Annotated in this window: 19 protein-coding genes and 1 pseudogene; 12 read left to right on the top strand and 8 right to left on the bottom strand. The window is 52.4% G+C overall.

What is annotated here, in order from left to right; translation table 11 throughout:
- From IK012_RS06060 to IK012_RS06050, 3 genes are all read left to right on the top strand, one after another.
- Positions 1-1,149: an efflux RND transporter periplasmic adaptor subunit gene (locus IK012_RS06060; RefSeq protein WP_290951917.1), complete on the top strand. Its 1,149-nt coding sequence runs from the start codon at positions 1-3 to the stop codon at positions 1,147-1,149.
- Between the two features lie 6 nt (positions 1,150-1,155).
- Positions 1,156-4,215, top strand: a complete 3,060-nt coding sequence (locus IK012_RS06055; protein ID WP_290951914.1) for an efflux RND transporter permease subunit — start codon at positions 1,156-1,158, stop codon at positions 4,213-4,215.
- A gap of 110 nt (positions 4,216-4,325) precedes the next feature.
- A complete protein-coding gene (locus tag IK012_RS06050; protein ID WP_290951911.1) occupies positions 4,326-6,215 on the top strand; it encodes a family 43 glycosylhydrolase in 1,890 nt (629 codons plus the stop codon).
- Positions 6,216-6,292: 77 nt separating this feature from the next.
- Here IK012_RS06050 and IK012_RS06045 read toward each other — a convergent pair whose 3' ends face one another.
- Positions 6,293-7,333 carry a FlgD immunoglobulin-like domain containing protein gene (locus IK012_RS06045; RefSeq protein WP_290951907.1) on the bottom strand — a complete coding sequence of 347 codons (1,041 nt, stop codon included), beginning with the start codon at positions 7,331-7,333 and terminating at the stop codon, positions 6,293-6,295.
- 413 nt (positions 7,334-7,746) lie between these two features.
- On the opposite strand from IK012_RS06045, the gene thiS reads away from it, so the two are divergent.
- From thiS to thiH, 4 genes are all read left to right on the top strand, one after another.
- Positions 7,747-7,941 carry a sulfur carrier protein ThiS gene (gene thiS / locus IK012_RS06040; RefSeq protein ID WP_290951904.1) on the top strand — a complete coding sequence of 65 codons (195 nt, stop codon included), beginning with the start codon at positions 7,747-7,749 and terminating at the stop codon, positions 7,939-7,941.
- Positions 7,941-8,579 carry a thiamine biosynthesis protein ThiF gene (gene thiF / locus IK012_RS06035; RefSeq protein WP_290951901.1) on the top strand — a complete coding sequence of 213 codons (639 nt, stop codon included), beginning with the start codon at positions 7,941-7,943 and terminating at the stop codon, positions 8,577-8,579. Before thiS ends, thiF begins: the two co-directional genes overlap by 1 nt.
- Positions 8,580-8,678: 99 nt before the next feature.
- Positions 8,679-9,446, top strand: a complete 768-nt coding sequence (locus IK012_RS06030) for a thiazole synthase (protein ID WP_173343808.1) — start codon at positions 8,679-8,681, stop codon at positions 9,444-9,446.
- Positions 9,447-9,496: 50 nt separating this feature from the next.
- Positions 9,497-10,762: a 2-iminoacetate synthase ThiH gene (thiH, locus tag IK012_RS06025; RefSeq protein WP_290951898.1), complete on the top strand. Its 1,266-nt coding sequence runs from the start codon at positions 9,497-9,499 to the stop codon at positions 10,760-10,762.
- Positions 10,763-10,765: 3 nt separating this feature from the next.
- On the opposite strand, the gene IK012_RS06020 is transcribed toward thiH, so the two are convergent.
- Positions 10,766-11,569, bottom strand: coding sequence for a type II secretion system protein (locus IK012_RS06020; protein ID WP_290951895.1), 804 nt, complete (start codon positions 11,567-11,569; stop codon positions 10,766-10,768).
- Positions 11,570-11,702: 133 nt separating this feature from the next.
- Here IK012_RS06020 and thiE point away from each other — a divergent pair, with 133 nt between their 5' ends.
- The gene (thiE, locus tag IK012_RS06015; RefSeq protein ID WP_290951892.1) at positions 11,703-12,332 is read left to right on the top strand and encodes a thiamine phosphate synthase; all 630 of its coding nucleotides are present in this window, start codon (positions 11,703-11,705) and stop codon (positions 12,330-12,332) included.
- Positions 12,333-12,377: 45 nt separating this feature from the next.
- Here the strand turns inward: thiE and IK012_RS06010 are convergent, their stop codons facing one another.
- The 3 genes from IK012_RS06010 to IK012_RS06000 form a co-directional block, all read right to left on the bottom strand.
- Positions 12,378-13,295: a M23 family metallopeptidase gene (locus IK012_RS06010; protein ID WP_290951889.1), complete on the bottom strand. Its 918-nt coding sequence runs from the start codon at positions 13,293-13,295 to the stop codon at positions 12,378-12,380.
- A complete protein-coding gene (locus IK012_RS06005; RefSeq protein WP_173343803.1) occupies positions 13,292-13,663 on the bottom strand; it encodes a DMT family protein in 372 nt (123 codons plus the stop codon). The genes IK012_RS06010 and IK012_RS06005 overlap by 4 nt, the downstream gene beginning before the upstream one ends.
- A 107-nt stretch (positions 13,664-13,770) precedes the next feature.
- Positions 13,771-14,340, bottom strand: coding sequence for a DUF4416 family protein (locus IK012_RS06000; protein ID WP_290951882.1), 570 nt, complete (start codon positions 14,338-14,340; stop codon positions 13,771-13,773).
- A gap of 26 nt (positions 14,341-14,366) precedes the next feature.
- Here IK012_RS06000 and IK012_RS05995 point away from each other — a divergent pair, with 26 nt between their 5' ends.
- Positions 14,367-15,104, top strand: coding sequence for a glutaminyl-peptide cyclotransferase (locus tag IK012_RS05995; protein WP_290951879.1), 738 nt, complete (start codon positions 14,367-14,369; stop codon positions 15,102-15,104).
- Between the two features lie 21 nt (positions 15,105-15,125).
- Here the strand turns inward: IK012_RS05995 and IK012_RS05990 are convergent, their stop codons facing one another.
- Positions 15,126-15,881, bottom strand: a complete 756-nt coding sequence (locus tag IK012_RS05990) for a hypothetical protein (RefSeq protein ID WP_290951876.1) — start codon at positions 15,879-15,881, stop codon at positions 15,126-15,128.
- A 184-nt stretch (positions 15,882-16,065) separates the two neighbouring features.
- The gene (gene metG, locus IK012_RS05985) at positions 16,066-18,135 is read right to left on the bottom strand and encodes a methionine--tRNA ligase (RefSeq protein WP_290951874.1); all 2,070 of its coding nucleotides are present in this window, start codon (positions 18,133-18,135) and stop codon (positions 16,066-16,068) included.
- A 50-nt stretch (positions 18,136-18,185) separates the two neighbouring features.
- Here metG and IK012_RS05980 point away from each other — a divergent pair, with 50 nt between their 5' ends.
- Positions 18,186-18,707 carry a nitroreductase family protein gene (locus tag IK012_RS05980; RefSeq protein WP_290951871.1) on the top strand — a complete coding sequence of 174 codons (522 nt, stop codon included), beginning with the start codon at positions 18,186-18,188 and terminating at the stop codon, positions 18,705-18,707.
- Positions 18,708-18,789: 82 nt separating this feature from the next.
- On the opposite strand, the gene IK012_RS05975 is transcribed toward IK012_RS05980, so the two are convergent.
- On the bottom strand, positions 18,790-18,987 hold the full coding sequence (locus tag IK012_RS05975; RefSeq protein ID WP_290951868.1) for a type II toxin-antitoxin system RelB/DinJ family antitoxin: 198 nt from the start codon (positions 18,985-18,987) through the stop codon (positions 18,790-18,792).
- A gap of 323 nt (positions 18,988-19,310) precedes the next feature.
- Here IK012_RS05975 and IK012_RS05970 point away from each other — a divergent pair, with 323 nt between their 5' ends.
- Together IK012_RS05970 and IK012_RS05965 are read left to right on the top strand one after the other, a co-directional pair.
- A complete protein-coding gene (locus IK012_RS05970; RefSeq protein ID WP_290951866.1) occupies positions 19,311-21,194 on the top strand; it encodes a S8 family serine peptidase in 1,884 nt (627 codons plus the stop codon).
- A 128-nt stretch (positions 21,195-21,322) separates the two neighbouring features.
- A pseudogene (locus tag IK012_RS05965) lies at positions 21,323-21,563 on the top strand (N-acetyltransferase); the annotation flags it as partial.

Genomic DNA, 21,563 nt, shown 5'->3' with positions numbered 1-21,563 from the left:
ATGCAACCATTTGAACGCGATATGCATCTAACAGGCGTGAAAAAGATCTTTATTTCCATTTTTGTTTCCGTATTCCTGGCAGCCTGCGGTGGCGGCGATTCATCTGCTCCTGGAGCGAAGGGTGCTCCGGGCGGTAAAGGCGCTCCGGGTGGGAAGGGTGGCCCGGGTGGCAGACCCGCTCGCGAAATCGCCGTGGAAGGCTATATTGCCGAGGCTCATGAGGGCGGCAAGACATTTTCTGCGATGGCGACGCTCGAACCCCTGAACAGCGTGGAACTTGCTGCTGCGGCTTCCGGCAGGCTCATGAATCTTTATGCTAAGGATGGCGCCTCGGTGCAGAAGGGAACGCTCCTTGCTAAAATAGATGATTCCGAACTGAGGGCGCAGCTTAAGCAGGCTCAGTCGAACCAGCAGCTCGCCCAGCAGAAGTTCGACCGCGTGAAGGGCCTTTACGAAAAAGACGGCGTCACCAAGGCTGACATGGAAGCGGCGGAGGCGTCGCTCAAGTCGTCGGAAGCGTCCGTGGAACTCATCAAGGCTCAGATTGCGAAGACCGAAGTTAGGGCCCCGTTTGCGGGCAAGCTCGGGTTCGTGAACGTTTCCGTAGGGGCGTGGCTCACGACGGGCACTCCGATTGCGACGCTCAGGGAAGTGAATAAGTTGAAAGCGAAGTTCGCGCTCCCGCAGCGTTATGCTTCCGCCCTCAAGGTGGGTGACGCTGTGGAACTCAAGGACGAGGAACGCAATATTTCTGCCAGCGGCAAGGTGAAGGCGCTCGAGGCCAGTCTTTCGGAATCGAGCCGTACGCGCCAGGTGCTGGTGGAAGTCAATAATGCGGGTGGCGAACTCCTGGCCGGTTCCTATGCGAAGGTGAACGTGACGATGCAGGCCGGGAAGGCCAAGAGCATCCCGATTCCGGCAGAAGCTTTTACGCTGGATAAAGATGGCGCCTACTTGTTCGTGGCGCAGGGCGGAAAGGCGAAAATCAAGCATGTGGAAACGGGCCTCCGTACGCCTATTTCGGTTGACGTGACTGCGGGCCTTGACGAAGGCGATACCGTGATTACTTCGGGCCTGATCAGTTTGCGCGAAGGTGCTTCTGTCCGCATCAGGGAAATCCGCCACAACACCGATTACGAAGTGGAGTAGAAGCGGATGAGTGTAGCGAACCTATCCGTACGTCGCCCGGTCCTCATGACCGTGATGGCGCTCGTCATCATCTTGCTCGGGGCATTCGGTGCCACGAACCTGGGCGTGCGCGAATACCCGAACGTAGACTACCCGCTTATCCAGGTGCGTACATCTTACCCCGGCGCTAACGCCGCCGTGGTGGAAGCGGAAGTCACCGAAATTTTGGAAGCCTCCATCAACAGCGCATCGGGTATCAAGGCGCTTACGTCTACGAGCCGTGACGGCTTCTCCTATATCAGCATTGAATTCGAAACAGGCATGGACCTGGAAGCGGCCGCGAACGAAATCCGCGACCGCGTGAGCCGCGTGCGCCGCAGGCTTCCGGACGATGTCGACGAGCCGACGGTCTACAAATCCGACAGCGACAACGACCCGATTTTGATGGTGAGCCTCATGAGCGACAAACTCGACCCGATGGAAGTTTCGGAACTCGCGAACAACCACGTGAAGGAACGCTTGCAGACCATCCCGGGTGTCTCCGAAGTATCCATCTGGGGTGAAAAGCGCCCGACGGTGCGCCTCTGGATCGACCCTGTGCGCCTCCAGGCTTTGGGTGTTTCCGGTGCCGAGATGTCGGCCGCCCTCAGCAAGGGCAACCTCGAACTCCCTTCCGGCTCTATCGAAGGTAGCGAGACGACGCTTTCTATCCGTACGCTGGGCCGAATCCTCGACCCGAAGGCTTTCGAGAATATCGCAGTCAAGACGGCTGCCGACGGCACGGTCATCCGCATTTCCGATGTGGCGGACATCCATTACGAACCGAAGGATACGCGTACGGGCTTCAAGCGCAACGGCAAGCAGTCCGTGACGATTGCGCTCATGGCGCAGCCGGGTTCGAACCACGTGGAAATCGCCAACGAGTTCTACAGGCGCGTCGAGGACATTCGCCGCGAGATTCCCGATGGGGTGCAACTCCAGTATGGTCGCGATACCTCCATCAACATCCGCGCTTCCATCAAGGAAGTGGTGGAAACCATGTTTATCGCCTTCCTGCTGGTGATTGCGATTATCTTCGCATTTCTCCGTCAGGGCCGCACGACGCTTATCCCGATGGTGGTGGTGCCGGTTGCTGTTATCGGAAGTTTCTTCGTGCTTTACCTTTGCGGGTTCAGTATCAACGTGCTGACCTTGCTTGCGATGGTGCTTGCGATTGGCCTTGTGGTGGACGACGCCATCGTGATTGTGGAAAACATTTATCACAAGATTGAAAACGGCATGACGCCCAAGCAGGCCGCCGTCGCGGGGACGAACGAAATCTTCTTCGCGGTGATTGCGACCTCGGTGGTGTTGATGGCCGTGTTCGTGCCGGTGCTTGCGCTCGGCGGTACCACGGGCCTCTTGTTCCGTGAGTTCGTGGCGGTGATGATCGGTACGGTGTTCCTTTCGACGCTTTGCGCGCTTACGCTTTCGCCGATGCTTTGTTCCAAGTTCCTGCGCCGCCAGAAGCAGGGCTGGTTCTTCCGCGTTACGGAGCCGTTCTTCGATGCGCTCAACAGGGGTTATGCCGTATTGCTTGGGCTTTTCCTCAAGTTCCGCCTGTTGCTTTTCCCGTTGGTGGCCGCCTTGTTGCTCGCGGCGTATTTCTGCTTCAACAACATGAGTAGCGAAATGGCGCCGACCGAAGACTCGAACGCGGTCATGGTGAACCTGAACATGCCCGAAGGCGTGACGCTCTCGCGCACCAAGCGCATGGCCGATGCCTTTGCCGAAGAGGTGCTTTCGATTCTCGACAGCAATGAATATACCGAATTCCAGGCGGGTGCTTGGAACGCGGGCAACTCGAGAATGCTCCTCTTCTTGAACGACGACAAGAAGGCGCGTCGCCCGCAGAGCGAAATTGCGCGTTCCATCCAACTGCTCGGTAACGAATACCCCGACTTGCGCGTGATGGTGTTCGAACCGCAGAGCATCAGTACGCAGCGCGGTGGCCTCCCGGTGCAGTTCGTGCTGCAGGCCCCGAATATCGAAATCCTCCGCACTCTCGTGCCGCTTTTTGAAGAAGAGGCGAGCAAGAGCCCGGTGTTCAGCGTGGTGAACACGAACCTGCGCTTCACCAAGCCGGAACTCCATATCGAAATCTTGCGCGACAAGGCGAATGAGGAAGGCGTCTCGGTGAACGACATCGCCCAGGCGGTGCAGCTTGCGATTAGCGACCAGACCTATGGTGAGTTCTACAAGGATGGACGCCAGTACGATATCATCGGCGCGGTCGGTTACCAGTACCGCAGCATGCCCGAGAACATCTCGATGCTCACTGTCAAGAACAGGAAGGGCGAACTCGTGAGTCTCGATAACTTCATCACGTTCAGCGAACAGTCCGCATCGCCGTCGCTGCCGCGATACAACCGCTTCTCTGCCGCCACAATCCAGGCTGGCCTTGTGCCCGGCAAGACGATTGGCGACGGCGTGGAAGAGATGCGCCGGATTGCGAAGCGCCTGCTGAAGGATTACCCGAGCGTGAGTACCACGTTGAGCGGCTCCTCGAAGGAATTCGAAGAAAGCTCCAGCGGCCTCTACATCGTGTTCCTGCTCGCTCTTGCGCTCGTGTTCCTCGTGCTTGCGGGGCAGTTCGAAAGTTTCCGCGCTCCGTTCGTCATCTTCTTTACGGTGCCTCTCGCGCTTGCGGGTGCGCTCGCCTGCCTGTACATTACCGGACAGACGCTCAACATCTTCAGCGAGATTGCGCTTATCCTTTTGATTGCGCTCGTGACCAAGAACGGTATCTTGATTGTGGAATTTGCGAACCAGATTGCGGCCAATACCGGGTGTAGCAAGCTCGAGGCGGCTCGGCAAGCGGCGGAACGCCGCTTCCGCCCAATCCTCATGACGAGCCTTTCAACCGTATTGGGCGCGGTGCCGCTGATCCTCACCGGCACCCCGAGCCGCATAGCGATGGGTATCGCCATCGCAGGCGGTTTGACGTTCGCGACGTTCATGTCTTTGTTTGTGGTTCCTGCGGCCTACAGCTTCTTTGCGGGCAAGGTAGAATCCGGCAAGGCGATTGACGCGAGCAAGATGGCGTAAAGTATGCGGTGAATCAGGGCGGAATCTCCCTTGACTGCAAAGTACATCGGATAGATGTACTTTTTGATATTATATTTAAATGTGATTGGGATTTTGAAAACGAGGTCTTTATGAAGGGATTGGGCTCTGTATTTGTGCTTTCCGTTGCTTTGTGCGCGCAGGTGACTCTTGCTGCCGATTGGTATGCGAAGGAGACTCGCTGGGCCGGGCACGATCCGGATATCATCCGTTACGAAGACGGCTATGCGCTTGCGACGACGGACAACCACATGCTCATGCAGTTTTCCGAAGATGCGCTGAACTGGAAAAACGGTGACCAGGCAATGCCGAAGTTCTCGCAGTGGCTTTACAAGTATGCCCCGAACATGATCGACATCTGGGCTCCCGACATTCACTACGTCGGTGGTGAATACCGCATGTACTATTGCGGTTCCGAAATGGGCATTCGCTCGTCGGGAATGGGCTTCATGTCGAGCAAGGAAATCGACCCGACCAAGCCCGATTACGGCTGGACAGACCAGGGGGAAGTCATTCACACGGTCAAGAGCGATTCGTACAACGCGATTGACGCGGCTGTCCTCAAAGACTTGGATGGAAAGGTCTGGATGGCTTTCGGTTCGTGGGGCACGGGTATCCATATCCTCGAACTCGACGAGACGACGGGCAAGGTGAAGAACGGCGCGAAGATGATTAATATCGCGAACCGCGGTGGCTCGGGCATCGAAGGCGCAAGCCTCATTGAGCACAACGGCTACTACTACTTGTTCACCGCATGGGATAACTGTTGCAAGAAGGGCGCTGACCTCGAGAATAATTCTTACAAGACGACGGTCGGGCGTTCCAAATCGATTACCAGCGGCTATGTCGACAAGTCCGGCAAAAGGTTGCTGGATGGTGGCGGAACGATTCTGTTGAGCCGCTACGGGCGTTACTACGGGCCGGCGGGTGGCGAGGCGTTTGAAGACGTGAACCGTCAGCGCTTTGTGAACCATTACTACGACAAGAACGACGGCGGAAATTCCTACATACAGGTCCGCGACATCGTCTATACCGATGACAATTGGCCTGAACTCGGACAGCCCTTCCTGGGGCGTTATCTGAGTGCCGAAGCGGAACACGGTGCCTTGACGCATGTGGATATTTCCAGCAGTTCCAAGGCCTCGAATGGCGAGTTCTGCGCCTATATCAACTATGAAGACAGCAAGATTCGTTTGCCGATGATTATTCCGCAGGCGGGCGATTACCTGATCCGTTACCGTTACGATAACAACTGGACCGAAGACGGCGCTAACGGTAGCTCGCATTTTGTGAGCATCAACGGCAAGAAGCAGGAAATTGAGCTGCCGTTGACGGGCGCATGGAGCGAATTCCCCGAGAAGTCCGTCGTGTATATCCCGACGAAACTCAAGCGCGGCTCGAATTTCATCGAGATTACGAAGGGCAAGCATTATGCGGAACTCGACAGGCTCGACTTTTTACGCATCATCCGCGACACGATTCCTGCGAACGGTTTTGACAACGGAATCCGCGTGCGGTTAACCGAGAACGACGAGTTCGCCATCAAGGATGGCGGTTATGCGATTTTCGAGAACGTGATTACGGATTCCATCGTTGGCCCGGGTGTGCTCGTGCAGGTGAAAAATGGAGCCGGCGGCATATTGAATATCCGCAAGGAAAGCAAGAAGGGCGAAGTGATTTCGAAATGCGAATTGCCCTCGGCGGGCGATGCCTCCAAGTGGGTGGACGTGCGCTGCAGCAACATGCCCGAATTGAAGGGCGTGCAGGACTTCTACCTGACGGCGGAAGGTCTCGGCGGCGAAACTCTCTTGGGTAACATCAAGTTCGATGAAGGAGTGAAGGATACGAGCTCCATAGCTATCCGGAATGTGACGCGACCCGCTGTGTATCGCGATGATTTGCGTTCGCAAAAAGCCGGAGGGTACCGCGACCTGAAGGGCCGCCGCTATTCTAAGCAGATTCGCTACAGGGTGCTGTTCTGATTATATACCATAAAAAAAGGGTTTCCTCCATATGGGAGAAAACCTTTTTATGATAGAGAAATTGATTTAATTCAAGGTTACTTCAGTATGATGCTCTTTGCTTTAACAGAACCATTGTGCTGAATGGTCACGATGTAGCGGCCGCGAGGCATCATGATTCCAGAATCCCAATTGAGGGTATGGATGCCGGCATCAAGGTTCTGTTCGTTGAACTTGGCGACTTCGGTACCATTGAGATTCTTGATGGAAATCTTTGCGCTGCCGGCAGATTTGAGTTCGAAGACGATAGCGGTGTAATCGATGCTCTTGATTTCTGCGGAAGCCGGCTTGAGTTCAACTTTGGGCGTATCGACATTTTTTGCGTTTGCCGATTTAGCCGCATTCTGCGTTGGAGCTGGCCACAATGTTGCTAGGTAATATGTATTGTCCTCTCCATAAATTATTTTCTGAATGCGATTTTGGATGGCAGTGTTCTTTTCTATGTCTTTTCCCCAAATAAATTTGGTGCCGTTATTGGAGTCTTCTTCATCGAGGTGAATGACATAGTAATAAAGGGTGTTTATGGCATGAGTGATGTGAAAAGGGTTTGCGAAAACTCCGTATTGGGAAGGAACTTCTGAGGAGGGGTAATTTTCAAACGGATGAGAAAGTTTCGACTTGCTGTCTTTGGGTACGAAACAGTATTTCAAATCTGCAGTACTTTCGTTAATGACGCTGGGCCATAATAAAGCTCCGATATTATAATTTTTTCCGCCGTCTTGAGTGTCATGATGACGTGTAAACGGATATGTCCCGCTTGGACATTTTTGGTCTAGTTGAAGAACAATGTAGTCGTATTTTGTTTTAGGCATTGCGTCTTCTAAAAGATTGATTGCGCAATAACGGAAAATCATATGTCCACTAGTATAATAAATGTGACTAATTGTAGTTAAGTTGGTTATAACTTCTGATTTGTCATTGCTGTTTTCTGTGTCAAGTGCGATGAAAACTCCGTTTTTTTGATTGTCGCCAGATCCTGAACACTTTTCTGAGATGACGCCTATTCTTGGATGGGGTACTGCAAAACTTGAGGAGATTCCTAACACTAGTAGTGCTGATAGAATGATCTTTTTATTCATTTGTAATCCTTTTTTTTATGGTTGTGATGGACCGCAAATATAAGTTATTTTGTGTTTGTGTAAAGTAATTTTTATGGGAATAAATTAACAAGATTTTTAACAAACTCATGATGTGTGGTTTGTGTATGCTGGTTTAAAGCGCTTTGTACAATGTTGTAATGCTTGTGAATGTGAATGACGACACGTGATTTATTTATGTAAAGACGAAATTTACACTCTGGGCATGATGGGTGAATCTTTTAATACCTTTTTTAATGAAGCGACGTTGTAGGGGCCGTTTGGGGGATTGAATCGATTTACAGACTCTATGAACGCTTTTCCCCTGCGAAACGAGAGGAATGCTTTGTTATATTTGCCTAAAAATCTTTAAACTAGGGTTGCTCGAAAGGCGCTAAAATAAAGTAGGAACGCAGATGCTAACGATTAACGGACAATCGGTCGATGCCGCTGGCAAATCAGTCGCCCAGTATCTCGCTGAAGCCGGCTACAATACTGCGCGGATTGCTGTGGAACGCAATGAGGAAATTGTCCCGAAGGCCAAATATGCCGAAACGCTTTTGGCCGATGGAGATGTCGTCGAAGTCGTGAACTTTGTAGGTGGCGGGTGATGGATTCCCGCATGCCTTCCCGCGAAGAGATGTTTGCCGCACTCGAGATGCGGCAAGGTGCTGATGCCGTTCGCAAGTTGCAGGCGGCGACGGTTGCCGTTTGCGGGCTGGGCGGTCTCGGCTCGAACATCGCGATTTCATTGGCGCGTGCCGGTGTAGGGAAGTTGATTCTGGTGGATTTTGATTGCGTCGACGTGACGAACCTTCATCGCCAGCAGTACAGGGCGAATCAGGTGGGGCTTCCTAAGCCGGACGCTTTGCTTGCGAACCTGAAAGAGATTGCGCCTTACACGGAGTACGAGACGTATTTTGAAAAGTTGACTGCCGAAAATGCGGCAAGGCTGCTTGCGAAAGCCGATGTAATCTGCGAGGCGTTCGATGTCGCCGAATCGAAGGCGACGCTTGTGAATACGGTGCTCGAGACGATGCCCGAAAAGTTCTTGGTTGCGGCCTCCGGCATGGCAGGTTATGGCAGCGGGAATGAAATTTCGACCCGCAAGGTGACGAAACGCTTTTATGTCTGCGGCGATGGCAGGAGCGATGTTGCCGACGGAATCGGGTTGATAGCCCCGCGCGTGATGCTCTGCGCCGCCCACCAGGCCTTGACCGCCATCCGCCTGATCCTTGGACAGGAATAGAGCCGCATTCCCGAAGTCATCCTGACGCAGGTCAGGATCAGTGGTTCTTTCCTGAAAAATTCTATATTTCTCCCCGAAAAAAATTAGAATGAAGGCCATATGAACGACAAACTTGTTATCGGCGGTCATGAATTTAGTTCCCGCTTTATTTTAGGTTCCGGCAAGTATTCCCTCAAGTTGATTGAAGCCGCGGTGCGCGATGCGGGGGCACAGATTGTGACCCTGGCGGTGCGCCGTGCGAACACGAAGGATCACGAGAATATCCTCGACTACATTCCGAAGGGCGTGACGCTGTTGCCGAATACGTCCGGCGCCCGCAACGCCGACGAGGCGGTCCGCATCGCGCGCCTTTCCCGCGAACTCGGCTGCGGTGATTTCGTCAAGATTGAAATCATGCGCGACACGAAGTACCTTTTGCCTGATAACTACGAGACTATCAAGGCGACCGAAACCCTCGCCAAGGAGGGTTTCGTGGTGATGCCGTATATGTACCCGGATTTGAACGTGGCGCGCGACCTCGCTAACGCGGGTGCCGCAGCCGTGATGCCGCTTGCTGCCCCGATTGGTTCCAACAAGGGCCTTTCCACGCGCGAGTTCATCCAGATCCTCATCGACGAAATCGATTTGCCCATCATTGTGGATGCGGGTATCGGCAAACCGTCCGAAGCCTGTGCTGCGATGGAAATGGGTGCTGCCGCTATCATGGCGAATACCGCCCTCGCTACCGCGGGCGACTTGCCGATGATGGCCCAGAGTTTCAAGCTTGCTATCGAGGCGGGTCGCAAGGCCTACCTCGCAGGCCTTGGGCGCGTTCTCACGCGCGGGGCTTCCGCCTCCGACCCGCTCACCGGTTTTTTAAGAGACTAACTAACGACCGGTAACCAGTGACCAACAACCAGTGACCGGCACTTGATACCATGAATTCAGAGAAGAAAGACAACAACTACCTGTTCGATTCCGGGAACCTTTCGGAAGGTGCGCTCGCCAAGAAACACCGCATCGAAACCGATCCGAGCGCTCGCACCAACATCATGGATTACCTGCCCGGCATGGAAGTCATCCAGTCGGACATCGCCGAAAAAGTCCTCTCGCAGTCCGAGAACTACGATTACTCCAAGTACACCGGCAAGGACGTGAAGCGCGCATTGGAACATGAACGCTGCACGCTCGAAGATTTCAAGGCGCTTCTTTCTCCGGCCGCCGCCCCGTACCTGGAACAGATGGCCGCGAAGGCGAAAATCGAGACGAGCAAGCACTTCGGCAACAACGTCTATTTCTTCACGCCGCTCTACATCGCGAACTATTGCGAGAACTACTGCGTCTACTGCGGGTTCAACTGCTACAACCATATCAAGCGCATGCAGCTCACGATGGAGCAGATCGAACACGAGATGAAGGTCATCGCCGACAGCGGCATGGAAGAAATCCTGATCCTCACCGGCGAAAGCCGCGCGAAGAGCAGCGTGGAATACATCGGCGAGGCCTGCAAGCTGGCCCGCAAGTATTTCCGCATGGTCGGCGTGGAAGTCTACCCGGTCAACGTGGATGAATACCGCTACCTGCACGAATGCGGCGTGGACTACGTGACCGTCTTCCAGGAAACCTACGACAAGGTGCGCTTCGAAAAGCTCCACCTGCTAGGCCACAAGCGCGTATTCCCGTACCGCTTCGACTCGCAGGAACGAGCCCTGATGGCGGGCATGCGCGGCGTCGCGTTCTCCGCTCTCCTCGGCCTTTCGGACTTCCGCCGCGACGCTCTCGCTAGCGCTCTTCACGTGTATTACCTGCAGAAGAAGTATCCGCATGCCGAGATGAGCCTCAGCTGCCCGAGACTGCGCCCCATCATCAACAACGACAAGATTGACCCGCTCGACGTGCACGAGAAGGAACTCTGCCAGGTGCTCTGTGCCTACCGCATTTTCCTCCCGTTCGTGGGCATCACGGTCTCGAGCCGCGAAAGCAAGGAATTCCGCAACGGCATTGTGAAAATCTGTGCGACGAAGGTCTCCGCCGGCGTTTCAACTGGCATTGGTGACCACGAAAGCAAGTACAGCGGCAAGGACGATGGGGAAGGCGGCGACGAGCAGTTCGAAATCAACGACGGCCGCAGCTTCAACGCCATGTACAGCGATATTTCGGGCGAAGGTTTGCAGCCCGTCTTGAATGACTACTTGTACGTTTAAAAATTAGTACTTGTAATCGGCGCAACCGGCCGGGCCATAGGTCGAAAAGCAGACACCGTGGTCCGAGACGAGTGCACTGCCTCTTCCACTCTTTTGCCACATTTTTTTCCCAGCAGGGAGCAAAGCCACCTCTATGGATCGGCTATGCTCGTCCATTCTGCTCCACTGGAAACTAACCCTTACTCGGTAGTTTGTTTGTCCTTGTTTCGGGCCTGCTTCTTTTCCGCGGTTTAACAGTCTGCTGATGAACAACTGTTCTTTAGGATAGGTTCGATAATCTGTTTTTCCTCGAGAGTCTGTATACGGCTGAGAATAAAATGTCTCGCCGTCTTTTTTCCAGGCATTTCCACTCTCTCTTGCGATAAGGATGTCTGCGACCCCAGTAAATCCGGCTTCTTTCAATGCGTTATACCAAACTCCGCTGCTCCCGACCAATTTGCTCATCTCGGAGCCAGGGTTGATATTGCTGTGCCTATTTTGTACATTGCCAGGAAGATCCGGACGCATTTCTAGAATGAACAAGTCAACGCCTGTTTCACTCTTTAGTGCTTTCTCTAGAGTTGCGTCAGCTACAGAAGCATTGTTGTACAAGATGTCCTCACTTTCGAGCAAAGCCCTGTTCAGTGCGTCGCGCAGGTAGAACAACTTCGTCAAGTCGACTTTTTCTCGGGATTTTTCGACTAATCCGAAAATACTGGGTACGGCCACGCCGGCAAGAATACCCATGACGATAGTAACAACCATGACTTCAATTAGCGTGAAGCCTCTTTTACTCATTTTTTGCTTTTGCATAAGCTTTGTTCGCATCCTTTTGCAAAAACTGTCCTTTATGTTAAGAAAATAATTTTTTTTTGTGGCTAAAGCGCCTTTTATTTTCAAAAATATTGTGCTTTTTTTCGAAAATCGCACTTTTTAGGCCCTTTTTGCTATTTTTTGGCGCATGAAATCCCTCGATACGACACTTTATTTTATTACTGACAGCACGTGCGTTCCCGAGGAACGCTTTTTGCCAGTGGTGGAGGCGGCCTGCAAGGGCGGGGCGACCATCATCCAGTTGCGCGAAAAAGACAAGTCGACCCGCGAGTATCTGAAACTTGCCGCAGCGACTCACGAGATTACGGCACGCTACGGAATCCCGTTGATTATCGACGACCGCGTGGACGTGGCGCTCGCTATCGGTGCCGAGGGAGTTCATGTGGGCCAGTCCGACATGCCGGTGCACCTGGCGCGCAAGCTGATGGGTGCAGATAAAATTGTCGGCGCAACGACCAAGACCGTGCCGCAGGCGCTCGAAGCCTATGAACAGGGCGCAGATTACTTGGGCTGCGGTGCGATTTACCCTACGACAACTCATGTGAATACAGTCATTACTCCTGTGGCAACGCTCAAGGACGTCGTGAAGGCTGTCCCTATACCCGTGAATGCGATTGGCGGGCTCAACAAGGACAATATTTTCGTTCTGAAAGATTCTGGAATCGCTGGTATTTGCGTCGTTTCTGCAATTATGAAGGCGGCCGATCCGGAGACTGCGACAAGCGAACTCAAGCAAGCGTTTTTTGGTCTTCGTTAATCTGTAATGCCCTTGCCCTAACGGGCTTCGGCATCACGTTTCGCGTCACTTGCTTCCGACCAGTTTTTGACCGACTTTTAGCGGGGCTCCCGGCTTCAGGTTGTTGAGGCGGCACAGCGCCTCGACCGAGATGTTGAACCATTTGGCGACTTTCCACTGCGTGTCGCCCTTCTTGACGGTGTAGCGGTTCTCTTTGTTGAGCTTGCGCTGCATGTTGTTGTGCGCGCTCGTGATTTTCTTTTTCGAAACCCGATTGACGCCGGGCTTGAGCTCCCAATTCGGGAAGTCTACGATTGTTTCGGGATCGATATTGATATCGCCATAGCGGATTTCGAAATGCAGGTGCGCTCCGGAAGACCTTCCCGTATTGCCGGCCAGCCCGACGATATCGCCCGGTAAAACTTTTTCGCCGACCTTCACGAGCCGTTCCGAAAGGTGGCCGTATAGCGTTGACAATCCGTTTGCGTGTTCGACAAGCACGTAATGCCCGTAACCGCCTTCGTTGTATTTCGATATGGTGACCGTTCCCGGAAATGCCGCCACTACGGGCTCGTCCTTGATGACGCTGACATCGACACCGCGGTGTAGCCTGTGGTCGCGGACGCCGTACCTGGAGCCGAGAGGCGCCTTGTGCGTAATCGGGATGAGCATCTGCGAAAAGTCGAGGTAGTCTTTGTTCTTGTTGTCCTTGACGACGAGCTTCGGGGAACTGTTCTTCTGCTCACCGACGACCTTGAAATCAACCCCCTTCTTGTCGAGAAGTATGGCCTTGGTAAATGCCTTGGGGTCGTTCGCTTCGATGATTACTTTGTTTGTGTCTGCCAGGGCGGGCTTCGGTTTGCTCGCCTTGGGCTTGCTCTTCTTCTTTGCCTTTGCCGCATCCGCGTTCGAGTAGAGACACGCCATCGCGAGGACTAGCGTGACAATGAATGTGCCGCGGATTTTTGTGCGCAAAAGACTCATTTCAGGAAGGCGAAGAAAACGGCTCCGATGATGAGGACGAAGGCGACGATGTGGTTCCACTGGAGGGCTTCGTTGTTGAAGACCGTTGTCGCGATGACTGTGAATACCGTGATGGAGATGGCTTCCTGGATGACCTTGAGCTGCATCAGGTTGAAGGGCCCGCCGTTGATTTTGCTCCCGATATTGTTCGCGGGAATCATGAAGAAGTATTCGATGAGGGCGACACCCCACGAGGCCAAAATCACGAGTATAAGCGGCCAGTCGGTCGAAATGTGCATTTCCTTGAGCTTGAGGTTCCCGTACCAGGCTGCGGTCATGAACACGTTGCTGATGATGAGAAGGATGACTGTGAATATTCCTGCTTTCATAATCTAGTTCTTGGTCATTAGTTGTTTGTCGTTAGTTTAAAGTTGTGCGACGAAGCCGCGGTTATAAAAAGCCAATGACCACAGACTGATGACTATTGACCTTTTATTCATTTTGATTCTCGTCTAAGTCTATAGGGTTTGCCCGTGCTCATCTGGTAGGCGAGGCGGGCGCGAACTTGTTCCAGGTACTGAATGTATTTTTCGCTCTGGTAATCGCGATAGGTCCAGTCGAAGGCATGGAAATGCCCATCCTGGAAGTACAGCGTCGGTTCTACGAATATGCCGCGCTGCATGTACACGCGCTGGCGCTGGTCCTTAGTGGTCGCGAGGAAGAACTGCCCGAGGGTCATGTAGCCCGGGTCAAGGTTTACCGGCCTTAGTCCCGGAGTGCCGTTTTGCTTCGCGATTTCAAGTTCGATATCGTTTGTCCACAGCTTGATGTCGACGATGGTTTCGCGTTCCACGAGCGTCTCGTAGCTGAAAAAAGCACGGACTGGGGCGCATCCGATTTCGTCGATGTAGTAGTTGGTGAACGTGAAGGGGAACGGCTCCAGGTTCAGGTCTTCTTCGCCAAATTTTTCGCGGAGCGTGGCTCGGACAGCCTCGACTGATTGGGCATCCTTCGCGAGGATTCCCACGATAATCTTGACTTTGGCCGGTGTCCTGAGTTCGCCCATATATCATAAATTAGTAATTTTTGCTTATGCGTTCTTATCTGCTTGCCCTCATTGTTCTCGCGTCTATGGCCTATGCCGGTGCTCCGCGCGTCGTTCCTGAAATTCTTGATTCTATTCCGCACGAAATTTCCCATTTTACGCAGGGACTTTTCTTTGACGGCAAGGACTTGATTGAAACTACAGGGCAGTATGGTGAATCCGGCCTGTACCGCCGTACTCCCGAGGGCAAGATTCTCGATTCCGCACGACTTGCGGAACGCTATTTCGGGGAAGGTTCCATCGCTGTGGGCGACGACATCTTCTACCTCACCTGGAAATCCAGAAAGGCCTTTATCTACAACCGCAAACCTTTCCGTGCGAAGGGCGAGTTCCGCATTCCGACCGAGGGGTGGGGGCTTACTTACTGGAAAAGCGCTCTCTTGATGAGCAACGGCAGCGATGAACTTCTGCAGATTGCGCTCGGGGCCTTCAACGTGGTGGGCTCAATCCGTGTGACCGACGACGGCAAGCCGGTGACGAACCTGAACGAACTTGAAATTGTCGGGAATACTTTGTATGCAAATATATGGCAGTCTTCGCTTATTGCGGTAATAGATCTTCCGAGCGGGAAGGTCGTGAAATATCTGGATTTTTCTTCGAAGGGGCGAGAAATCTACAAGAACTTCCGCAATATTGATGTTCTGAACGGGATTGCCTACGATGGCAAGTACCTGTGGGTTACGGGCAAGTTCTGGCCGCAGATTTACAAGATTGCCGTGCCGTGACGGCTTCTTTCTGTATTTTGCCTAAGGCGTTCTCGAAAGCTTGATTGCGTTGTTGTAGGTGAGGCTTACTGTCAGGCGCGGCTTGGACGGGTTGAAATCGAGCATGGCGTAGCGCGCTTCGAGCGAGAGCCTGTGAATCCCGAGCCTGAAGCTGACATAGCCTCCGACACCGAGTTCGACGTTTCCGAAGTCTTCCTGTTCACCGAAGTTGCTGAAGTTGAGCCAGAGGTTGCGGCAGATGTATTCTTCTACGCCGATGCGCAATGCATTCCCGATGGGGATTTGCTGTATGAGCGAAAACCCTCCGCTGAATAGTTCCGTCCACGCGGCTAACCAACTGTCTAGTACGATATCGTCGTCGCTGTCGTAATCGTAGGAGTAACTGGCGTCGTCGCCGTCCTCGTCGTCAGTGCAGTATCCCGGTGCGCAGATGATGGCTACCGTGACGCCGACCCATATGGCGGAAGCCCAGATTCGCGAAGCTAGGTATTTGTTGCCGAAACCTGCGACGAAATACGGGGAGGGGAGGAGTCCGAAGCCCGAGACGAAACCGTTGTTTGTCGAGCTTACGTATTCGATGCCGACAGGAATTTCCCATTCGTCGGCCGACATGCTGAAGTTGTTCTTCTTTGCCGTAGCGGAGATGACGCCGTACTTGTCCGGTCCGTCAATCGTGCGTTCCATCGCTTCCATGAAGCCAGATGCTGAAGGCGGGTGCATGGTGCATCCGCTGAGCGTGATAAGAACCGCGATAAGTGTCAGGTAGAAGAATCTCATAACCCTAATATACCGCTAAAAATAAAAAAAGGAAATTTGTCCGCTGAGTTTTTGACGAAAGTGAATGGAATGGAGATAAAATGCACTTGTTTGTGACGCTGCTAACAAAAAATGCGGTATTCCAAGAAGGAATACTCGCATTTAAAACAAGTGGTTGTTGGTTGAACTGGCGGTCTCTATATAACTAGTGGACCCCATTACCATCCTGCACGTCGCAGGTCACGGCCTTGCCGTTCACTTCGAGCGCAAGCGCATCGCAGAACACCGCGCCGCCCTTCACGGAAAGCGCAATCTTCTCGAAGTCCTTCACCTTGAGTTCACGCGGTTCGCTCGGGGCGACTCCCTTGAACAGGGCGCGGTCACCCGGCTTGGCGTCTTCGGGCACGGAGACGAGCCTGCAGGTGTGCGCTTCGTTGTCGAGGTCGCCGGCAAAGAGCATGCCCTGGCTCATGATGCCGCGGAGAGCGCTCGGCTTGAGGTTTGCGAACAGCAAAATCTTGCGGTTCTGGAGTTCTTCGGCCTTGTAGCTGTTCTTGAGGCCGCTGCAGATGGTGCGGAGTTCGCCTTCGCCGGCGTCCACCTTGAGCACGTAGAGGCTCGTGGCATCCGGATGGTCGGCTACTTCCTTGATCTGGGCCACGCGCATGTCCATGGCGGCGGGCACGTCGGCAGCCATCAGCGGCTTGTTCTGCTTGGGCTTCGGCTGGGCTTCCTGCTTCTTGACTTCTTCTTCAATGCGCGGGAAGAGCGGCTTGCCTTCGCCGAATGCTTCACCACCCTTGAGGATACCCCAGGCGAGGTCGTCGGCACTCTGGAACTTGCAACCGATCATGGCGAGGCCTTCTTCGGCCTTGCCCGGAATTACCGGCCACAGCAGGGAGAGCGAGAGGCGCACGGCTTCGGCAGAAACGTAGAGCACGGTTGCGAGTTCGTCCTTGAGGGCGGGGTCCTTCGCAAGCTTCCACGGGGCCTTGACTTCGAGGTAGCGGTTGATGCTACGCACCAATTGCATGATGGTCTCGATAGACTGGGAGAGGCGGGCCTGCGGCAGGCCTTCCTTGATTTCTTCGATGACCTTGTTCGCGAGGTCGATGACTTCCTTCTCGGCGTCACCGATGGCGGTGGGGGCGGGAAGCTTGCCTTCAAAGTTGTTGAGCACCAGGCGGTGCACGCGGTTCAGCACGTTGCCGAGGTCGTTCGCGAGGTCGCTGTTGATGCGGCGGACAAAGCCGTCGTGCGTGAAGTTCGCGTCCTGACCGACGACCATTTCGCGGGCGAGGAAGTAACGGAACGCGTCGATGCCGTACTTTTCCATGTAGTCCATCGGGTTCACGACGTTGCCTGCGGACTTGCTCATCTTTTCGCCGCCGTTCACGAGCCACCAGCCGTGGGCGAGGATGTGCTGCGGGAGCGGAATGTCGAGCGCCATGAGCATGGTCGGCCAGTACACGCTGTGCGTGGTGAGGATGTCCTTACCGATGAGGTGGTAGGTGGCGGGCCAGATCGGCGTGCCGTCGGCATAAGTTTTGTGGAAGGCGGTGGAAGCGCTCACGTAGTTGAGCAGCGCGTCGAACCACACGTAAGTCACGTAATCCTGGTCGAACGGGAGCGGAATGCCCCAGCTGAGGCGGATCTTCGGGCGGCTGATGCAAAGGTCGTTCAGCGGCTGGCGGAGGAACCCGCGGATTTCGTTCCAGCGGTAGTCCGGAACAATCCAGTCCTTGTGGCTTTCGAGGAAGTCAATCAGCTTCTGCTGGTAAGAACCCATCTTGAAGAAGTAGTTCTTTTCCTTGAGCCATTCCACCGGGCGGTGGCTGATGGGGTCGCACTTGTTCTCGTCGAGTTCGTCTTCGCCGAAGAAGCGTTCTTCGCCGACGGAGTACCAGCCCTCGTATTCCTTCGAGTAGATTTCGCCCTTGTCCCAGAGTTTCTGGAGGCATTCCTGCACAAAGGCCTTGTGTTCCGGCATCGTGGTGCGGATAAAGAAGTCATTGCAAATGCCCATCTTCTTCCACAGGTCTTCGAAGCGGTGGTAGTACTCGTCCACGTGTTCCTGCGGGTCGACACCGCGCTTGGCGGCGGCACGCTGCACCTTCTGGCCATGTTCGTCGGTACCGGTCAAGAAGAACGTCTGGTAACCGAGAATTTTGTGGAAGCGGGTGAGGATGTCCGCGAGGACTGTCGTGTAGGAGTGCCCGATATGCGGGGCGTCGTTAACGTAGTAAATAGGGGTTGTAACGTAAAAATTCTTCATGCGCGCAAATCTAGAAAATTTATATTAAGAAGGCAAATCAAGGAGTATCCATGTCGTTTATAGAACTTGCGAAAAACCGCTACAGCTGCCGAGCCTTCACTGATAAGGCGGTAGAACCCGAAAAACTCGCGCAGGTACTCGAGGCTGGCCGCATTTCGCCGACCGCCATCAATGCGCAGCCCGTGACCGTGAAGGTCATCAAGTCGCCCGAAGCGCTCGAAAAGATCCGCGGCATTACCCGCATGGCTTACAACGCCCCGGTGGTGCTCATGGTCTGCTACGACGAGCCCAACTGCTATACCGCCGAAAAGTACAATGACAACTTCAATAGTGGCGTGATGGATGCTAGCATCGTCACCACTTCGATGATGATGCAGGCGACTGACCTCGGGCTTGCGACTCTTTGGGCACGCGGATTCAACGCCTCCTACATCGAGAGTGCGTTTGATTTTCCGGATAACTTGAAACTCGCATGTCTCTTGGATATCGGCTATGCCGACCCGACGGACGGCGGCCCCTCGCCGAGGCACCCGGTGCGCAAGAGCATGGAAGAATTCGCCTGCGAAGTATAAAGAAATCCAAATTTTTAAAAGAAAAAACGCTTCAGCGGTTAGTCGCTGGAGCGTTTTGCTATATGCTCTTTTTGATGTTTTTTTATGGTCTTTCGTTTAGCTCGTTTACGGCAATATGGTTGTGAACTTCTACTCCAATTTCGAATGGAATGCGCCCTTCGCGAAGTACTTGCTTGGTAAAAACGTTGTAAAGACCTGATACTGTAATCCCGATTCTATCGCAGAATTTTGTGATGCTTTTTTTGTCTTCGTCGTCTAAAGAAATCGTTAAATTGGCCATGAATTTTCTCCTGTGAAAAATGATTGTTTTACGTCTTAAATATGCATAAAAAACAAGAAAAAAACAAGTGGTTCGCGATACTTTTTTATCACAAATAGTGAAAAGATAATTACCTTGTAATACACACAAATTTGTATGAAATTTGTATGGCATATGTTTGAATGTTGTTTATACACACCCGTTTTTTAATTATTTTGTAAGATTAATTTATTTAATGTTTTGTTGATAAATTAAAAAAATTTGGATAAATTTGAGTGGCAATCTTGAGTTAGTTCACGAATGTGTTGATTCTAAAGATTGTATGTATCCAAATAGGAGAAAAAATGAAAAAGAAATATTCCACCTTACTCCTTTGCGCTGCATTTGCTGTTGGCGCCCAGGCTGCTGAAGAAACTGCAAAAGCAGACGTTCTCGGCCGTCATATTTCCTCCGTGCGCAATACGCCGAAGGCTTATGTGAAGGACGTTAAGAAGCAGGTTAGCCAGAAGGCTGATCTGAAGAGTGAAAAGAGCTATGGGCCTAATGCTTTGATGAGACAAGCAGACGGAAATCCGGCAACAGTTACTCCTCATACCGGTTCTTTTGAATATTGGGGCTACGCCAATAGCAACGGCGGCGTCACGATGCAGAAAAAGTATACTTATGATGGTGCAGTTGTAAATACAGAAAGCCAGTATATTGCTTTAGCAAATGCTGCTGAAAATGAAGATTTCTGGTATGGCCCTAGAGGAGCGTACATAAATGCACACAATGTGGCGTATAACAATACCGTGAACGAAAACCTATATAATGTGGCTAATGCTTCTAATGCATGCTCTGGGCAGGAAACCTGCCAAGTGAACGATGTTGTTGATGCGAATTATCGTAATTCACATGGTTATCTTGATCCTAAGTATGAGATGATTAATTACTGGAAATATACGAATGTCGCCATCAATTCGAACCTGTATAATTACTTTATCAGGCCGGGTAACCCGGGCAAGGATATTGGTATTGCCGTTACGGAAAATGGCGTTGGTCTTAACACGAAGGTGAATGTCGTTCCTGCGGCTCAGTATGTGATTAAGGCTAGCTGTCATGCTCCGACAGCGGCACAGGTTGTTAATACTTCGAAGACGATTCGGACTATTAATGCGCTGGCCTCGAAGTCGAAAATCTATGTCTATGATAGATGGTGCGATAATACGTCTAACGTGAATTTGGCTCTCCCAGTCAGTGGATATACTGAGAATCCTCAAATCTATGTTGGTACGGTGAGTTTCGCTGTGGGTGATGACTACAAGACCACTTACAACCAAACTAGTGCGTATATTGATGATTTCGTCTATGATACAAGAACTGTCGAAATTGCTTCCGCAGGTGATCTTAATTATCGTACGGGATCTTCGATTAATTATGCTGGCATGGCGGCAAACGTAATTACTGTTGGTGCTGTGCATAACAACTTGACGTATCATTATTCGTCTAGTGTAACGAATCCCAAGCTGCCTGTTACATCCTTCAAAATGATAAAGCCGGAAATCGCGAATTACTCTGATTTGCTTTTCCCGAATGCGGCTGTCAAATCAATACAAAAGGATAACCGAACAGAAGTTCTTAAGCCATATGCTATGCAAACGGCTTCTGCTGCGGCGTACACTGCTGGTTCTGTAGCATTGCTTATGAAAACATTCCCGTTCTACAAGTGGCATCCGGAAGTTGTCAAGGCGTTGTTGCTGACCTCTAGTATTACTCCGATTACCGATGCTGCAACGCATGATCCAGATAATAAGGTTGATGCTGTAGACCATGTTGGGGCTGCTGTTGCTAATGCTGTTCCTGATGCAAGAGCAATGCATAACTACAACCGTTCTCGTTACTGGGCCGGCAATAACGGAGACTTCTTCAATTCTAATAAGATTGAATTCTATGAAGAAGGCGTCAAGCCGAATCAGAGGTATCGTTCTGCCATTTCTTGGCTGGTTAGTGGTTCCTTTGTTCTTGCAAACGGTAGGCTTCCGTTTGATCTTGACTTGATTGTCTATGAAGCTCCTGCTGGCAGCAATTCCTGGACTCAGGTGGCTTCGTCCATGTCGACTCCGAATGCGTTCGAACTGGTCGATTTTACGACGAAGAGCAATACGGGTAGGCTGAAAATTGAGATTAGGAGATACAATAACAACGGTGGCCGTGTGCACCTGGGTTACAACCTCTCCGAAGTGCACTAATCTTGATTTAAAATCTTGTTTGTTAGGTATGCGGTCTTTAGGGGCCGCATGCCTTTTTTTTGTTGGTTCTCCGTGCGAGAGTCTCTTTAATAAATTATATTAGACTTGTTTTTTTTTGTGAATCGCATATGCATTTTGATACCGATAGCATCGAAGTCCTGCGGGCGGAAGAGGAATGGCAGCGCGCAGGGACGTATTCTGTCCGCATTCAGGGCATGAACCGACAGCACCATATTTCGCTGCGGGAGGAATTTGACGAGCACGATGGCGACGGCACGAAGTACATCGTGCTGCTCGATGCCGGGTACCCGGTGGCGACGTGCAGGTTCTTTGAGACTGCTCCCGGGCATGTGACGCTCGGGCGGGTGG

The organism is Fibrobacter sp., from assembly GCF_017551775.1.
Taxonomy (GTDB): Bacteria; Fibrobacterota; Fibrobacteria; order Fibrobacterales; family Fibrobacteraceae; genus Fibrobacter.
This window is presented reverse-complemented; position numbering and strand designations above follow the sequence as displayed.